The sequence below is a fragment of the Bradyrhizobium sp. LeoB3 genome, assembly GCF_055456055.1.
Window position 1 is genome coordinate 1 of sequence record NZ_JBVBEF010000210.1, and the last position, 4,824, is coordinate 4,824.

The 4,824-nt window shown below is 57.4% G+C and carries 4 protein-coding genes; 2 read left to right on the forward strand and 2 right to left on the reverse strand.

Features of this window, described 5'->3' with window-relative positions; all coding sequences use genetic code 11:
* The first annotated feature begins 164 nt into the window (after nucleotides 1-164).
* Both ACZXDY_RS44705 and ACZXDY_RS44710 read left to right on the forward strand, forming a co-directional pair.
* Entirely contained in the window at nucleotides 165-383 is a 219-nt protein-coding gene (locus ACZXDY_RS44705) for a hypothetical protein (protein ID WP_464349864.1), read from the forward strand.
* Nucleotides 384-1,954: 1,571 nt separating this feature from the next.
* Nucleotides 1,955-2,143: a hypothetical protein gene (locus ACZXDY_RS44710; RefSeq protein WP_464349865.1), complete on the forward strand. Its 189-nt coding sequence runs from the start codon at nucleotides 1,955-1,957 to the stop codon at nucleotides 2,141-2,143.
* Between the two features lie 1,536 nt (nucleotides 2,144-3,679).
* Here the strand turns inward: ACZXDY_RS44710 and ACZXDY_RS44715 are convergent.
* The gene (locus ACZXDY_RS44715; RefSeq protein WP_464349866.1) at nucleotides 3,680-4,210 is read right to left on the reverse strand and encodes a hypothetical protein; all 531 of its coding nucleotides are present in this window, start codon (nucleotides 4,208-4,210) and stop codon (nucleotides 3,680-3,682) included.
* Nucleotides 4,211-4,284: 74 nt separating this feature from the next.
* Nucleotides 4,285-4,602 (reverse strand): hypothetical protein, encoded by a 318-nt coding sequence (locus ACZXDY_RS44720; RefSeq protein ID WP_464349867.1) that lies wholly within the window; start codon nucleotides 4,600-4,602, stop codon nucleotides 4,285-4,287.
* Nucleotides 4,603-4,824 lie beyond the last annotated feature (222 nt).

The window sequence follows — 4,824 nt, forward strand, 5'->3', positions numbered from 1 at the left end:
CGACATCGACCAGCTACTGCCCTGGGCCTACCGCGCTCAAGCCCTCAAAGCCGTGGCCTGAGAACGACGCTTACGATCGATCTCATGTACCGCCTCCTCCATTGTCGTGTTGTGGTGAGAACTTCCCGGCGCCCCGCGGGGTTCCTGATCCCAGCAGAGTTGTTATGACCACGCGTTCTGACATTCTTTCATCGCTGATCGGCGAGCCGTGGGCCTGGCAGTCGCGCAATTGCTGGGATTTCGCCTGCCATGTGCAGCGCGAGCTGTTCGGCCGCGCGCTGCTGGTCGGAGCGTTCGGCGCCTGCTTGCGCTCGCGCAGGCGCAGGACGTCTCAAGGCACTCCGCGGTGGTTATCCTGTCCTACCGAGTTGCTGTTTGCGTGATCGAGCGCGGCCGTAGATGCATGAGAGCGGCACCTACGTGGAGGTCACGCCGGAAGGCGCAAAGCTGTTTGCTTAGGCATCGCAGACTCGCATCCCGCACCGTGCACCCCAAGCGCACCTCTTGTGGCCCGTCGGATGCACCGTTGGCGCACCTAAGGCGCACGGGTTGGGGGCTCCACTACAGTGCCGCGCCAGTGCGTCGAAGGGGGCATCAAGGCGTGGCGCAAACACTGCAGAGGCCACCCCACTACACGCACGGGAAGGGCGGAGCCGCTGCAACATGCGTTAAGTGCCAAGCACGAATTGCAGCGACCCATTGCCACTCCTATGCGGGGTGGATGAAGTCCGCTCTGTGCGAGGATGGTGGCTGGGTTTGTGAGAACCACCCGAAGCGATCAGACCGCATTTGTGGCCTGTGCCACGTTCGCCGGGCGCGCGGTTCGTCTTAGCGATGCCCGCAGTCTGCTGCCGCGGGAACTAGCGGCAATTTCAGCGTCGGTTACGATTTTTCGAAGCAAAAGCAAGTCCGACATCTTCCGTGCGAGTATGTCCCTATCTGATGCCAGTTGCTCGCGAAGCTTTTTGGCAGTGCGTATTGAAATTCGCATACGAGCCACCCTCCTCTTGGAAGGAGCGGAACGTGATACGGTCAGGAATGTTTGGCATTTAACTAGTTGTATTTTTATTTAATTTCAAATTTAAGCTGTTTGCCTAGATCGGCGGTCTTAGCCCGGGAGATGTTAGCCACTCAGTGATGTGCGCGGCGGCTTCGTCCTCACGCGCTTTCCGTAACTTCTGGTTCCGTTCACCGCCGGGTGGAAGCGCCTTAGCTTCCTCGCGGAGACACTTCGCCTCTTCGATCAGGCGCTCTTCGAGGGGCTGACGCTGTTTGAAACGATGCCGCCCAAGCATAACGATGCTCCATTGAGTGAGGCGGGAGCGTTGCCCGACGTTCTCATCACCGATAGTTGCCAAGGGCCGTGCGGTGATAGCGGTCAACATTCCAGCAGCATGTAGGTTGCTGGGTTCTCAATGCGGAACCGGGTGAAATTCGGAGATTGCGAAAATGAGGTGCCTCCTTCGCGAGGATAATGAACCACCAAGAAGGCGAGCACGCCTGCGACTGCGGGAGCCGGCGCGCCCTGCCCGGTCTGCAATTGCCCGGAGCCCGGCGAACCCCCGCGCCTTCGAAAGGCTACGAGACAGCCTTCGACAAAAAGGGCTGGCGACACTGATCGGCTCGGGGGTAAGCTACCCCCCGCGAAGATGCTCGTCCTAGGGGCCCGACCCAAAGATTGGGCCCTTACTTTTTGCGTCGTCATCTGGAGTGGAGTTGCGATAGGGCCGATCGAGCGCGGCTGGCTGTGGCTGCACGAAAGCGGCACCTACGCCAATATCACGCCGGAAGGCGCAAAGCTGTTTGTCTGACAATGGCAAACGATTGAGTCAGCCTCCACCGCCAGGCGCGTAAGGCCGAAGCTGCCGCTCGCATACAGGAGTGGCTGTCGTCTCCCGGCCTGCAGCCACCAAAAGGGGTAAAGTCCCCCAGGGTCACATCCGAGGAGCAAAACATGACCCTACAAATCCCCGAGGTAGTTCCCACTAGGATCGACTGGCATGTCTTCGCGATCCTGGGCAACACGATGCCGCCCCGAGATCCTAATGACGACGACGACGAGGACGAAGAGGAAGACGACGACGAAGAAGAAGAGAACCGAACCGAGGAACCGCCGGTCGTGCGCGAGCCGGACGAAGACTAAGCAGGATGCTGTGGGATTGGCATAGCCTGAGCTTCGGAGGGCGTGATCCGCGGCCCACGTGCGGCGCTGCCGCGTCCGGTGGCTTCCAAAGGCCCTTCTAATCCCGAGAGCACCGGCCAGACGTCGAATGGACGACGGTTCTCGGTGGAGCAATTTCTTGGCGTTCACTGGTGCAGGAGCTACTTCGACCGCCGCTCGTGACCCACATCGGAAATGGTCGATAATTCTGCTGTGGTGCGCAGGCAGGGCAGTTCTCGCTTCAAAAGCGCGCTAATTCATCCTCGGCTGAGGACGAATCTCGACGATGGAAATAATTTTAGAGTATCTGATTTCTGCCGGCATAGTCGGCTTTGGCGTTTGGATCCTTGCCGCCGCCAATGCTGGATCGGACTTACACTCCATTTGGATCTCGCTCGGGTTCCTGTCTATCGCGGTTGGGTTGATTAGCCTGTACGGCGTGATCAAGCACTGACCGCTTAAGCCTCTGGCGGCCTCGCCCACGTAATTTTCGATGGCTTCACGTCGCCAACGTCGTTGCAGGGGGACTGACCCAGGCCGTGCCATGCGAAAGCGCCGCCAAGCCCGACTAAAGGGTCCTTCGAGCAAGCTATCTCCTAACCGGGGCGGCTATTCTTCAAATCGCGTCGGACGGAGCGATTACCGCGTTAGTCCGCAAAATTTTTGCGCGTCAAAAGATGCTCGATTGGAGATGCTGCTTGCTGCGGTGCATGAGTCCGGAGATGGCCCATCGCGACATTTCGCTGCTGCGCAGCAGCCGCGTCGCTTTAGGAGCAAAGCGGACATCAGCTTCGGTGCGTCACGCCACCAAAACGCGTCGACCCGAACGTCGTGCGGAGTGACCCCGCGGCCATTTCCGTTGGCTTTGATCGCCGAGCGCATGGCGCCTGTGCTGTCTCGGGTTTTCCACCAAGGCCTGTTGCGACTCCACCGCGGTCGGACCCAGCAAGGTGAAATAGGCGCATCTTTCCTTCCGAGAGTTGTTCGGTCATGAGAGGTCGCGCGCGTGTAATACCTTCCGCCGTAGTTTTCGACCGTGGGTTTGTGCACCATGATTAGTCGCCGAGCAGAGAAGCTGAATGTTTCCAAGGTGCTTTCCAGGCGGGTAGGGAGGATGGACGTTCCGTCATTACTGAAACTCTGGCAGGGGCAGGGGTAAGTCTTTCCCTATGTGCGCAGCCAATCGCGTTTACCGCGTGGCGTACCACGGCGCCGGCTTGCCGCAACTTGGAATCGTCGAGAGGTCGACAGTTGACGCTAACGGACTAAAGCTTCGCCTTTGTTTTGGCTCTCCCGCCGCTTGAGCGAAATCATTCTCTCGATCCCGCGGATCATATCAACCTTTAGAGTCCACTCAGGCAGCGCCTGCACCCAGTCAAAAACAGCTCCCACGTCTCCAAAGAGGAGAACGGGCCGGGATCGTCGATAAACCCGATACACAACGGCAGTTCCTGCTTCATCAAGCACCTTGTTTTTTATCACTCGACCGGCCTTTGAAAGCCGCGTTCGGCGCTGACGCTAGCCGGCTTTCCGCATTCTATTTGCAAGGAATTTCAGCAATGGGAGCTGAGCGCCTTCAGGTGGATTAAGTGGAACGTACTCGGTTCCAACTGTTTGAACCAAGATACGCATCCCGTCGGACCAGCCCAACAATTCGATCATCGTCCGTGGATCGTGTCGGTCGCGTTCTTGGGCCCATCCCTCGAAAAGGTCACTCAGTGACATCAATTCCTCGCCCGATAGAGTATCGAGCAGCGGTGCGGGCGGCGTTGCATAAAAATGGCGGACTGCTTCCGCTTCGGTACTACTAATCGCGCGGCCAAGGGGTTTTCTGTCCCGAACAAAACTCCGAATGTCGGATCCCAAGCGGTTCTCGCGCCGGCATTTCTCCGCTTCGACTTCTAACCTGCCAGATTCAAGCAGGTAGTCCATTTTTTGTTGGAGACGGTGTCGTTCGCGGTCATCGGCGTTCCGGTATTCGGTCAGTGTTGCCGCATACCTTCCTGCGCAAAGCAGAATGTAGTGGTCCGGACCTAAAACTTCGACCATCGCTTGTCCTACTCAATAAGATGGGCACTATGTATTCGGCAATCGATCAATTGACTCCAGACCTAGGGCACTTGTTAGTCTGGAATGATTGGCAACCCTTCCTCTGCTCGCCTCTCAGCCTCCATTGGACTGATCAACCTGCCAGAAAATACTGAAGCAACGATCATGCATGCACTAGCAACGCCTAGGTAAGCTTCTGTAAGCGCAGCAGAGTTATTTGGAATGCCGTCGAGCCAGATGCAAGCCGCGAAAATCAATGACGTAGCTACGCTACCGGAAACAATTGTCGCGAATGATCTCCGACCAAAAATAACTGTGACGAAGTGCGTACCGAGTGCGATCGGCGCGGCAAAGCCTCCTGAAACGATGATCAACATCGGCCAGCTAATCATGGGGCCTACCTTATGGAGTTTCAGCGAAATAATTCTCACGTTGGTCGGAGGCAAACGCCGATCAGACGTGCTCTCGAAGAAATCGTGACCGCTGGGGGGCCGAGGCGGTGTGGGGGGTGAACGCCGCATCCCTGTCAGGCGATTTTAGCACTACTTTGGCAGATTGTTGATTTTGCCGCGTTTTATAGGATTCCCGAATCAATTTTTCAATGATTCATGGGT

Bases quoted from the DNA above. Each gene is read 5' to 3' on its own strand.
- ACZXDY_RS44715 (WP_464349866.1), bottom strand. From the start codon at position 4,210: ATGGTCGAAGTTTTAGGTCCGGACCACTACATTCTGCTTTGCGCAGGA.
- ACZXDY_RS44705 (WP_464349864.1), top strand. From the start codon at position 165: ATGACCACGCGTTCTGACATTCTTTCATCGCTGATCGGCGAGCCGTGG.
- ACZXDY_RS44720 (WP_464349867.1), bottom strand. From the start codon at position 4,602: ATGATTAGCTGGCCGATGTTGATCATCGTTTCAGGAGGCTTTGCCGCG.
- ACZXDY_RS44710 (WP_464349865.1), top strand. From the start codon at position 1,955: ATGACCCTACAAATCCCCGAGGTAGTTCCCACTAGGATCGACTGGCAT.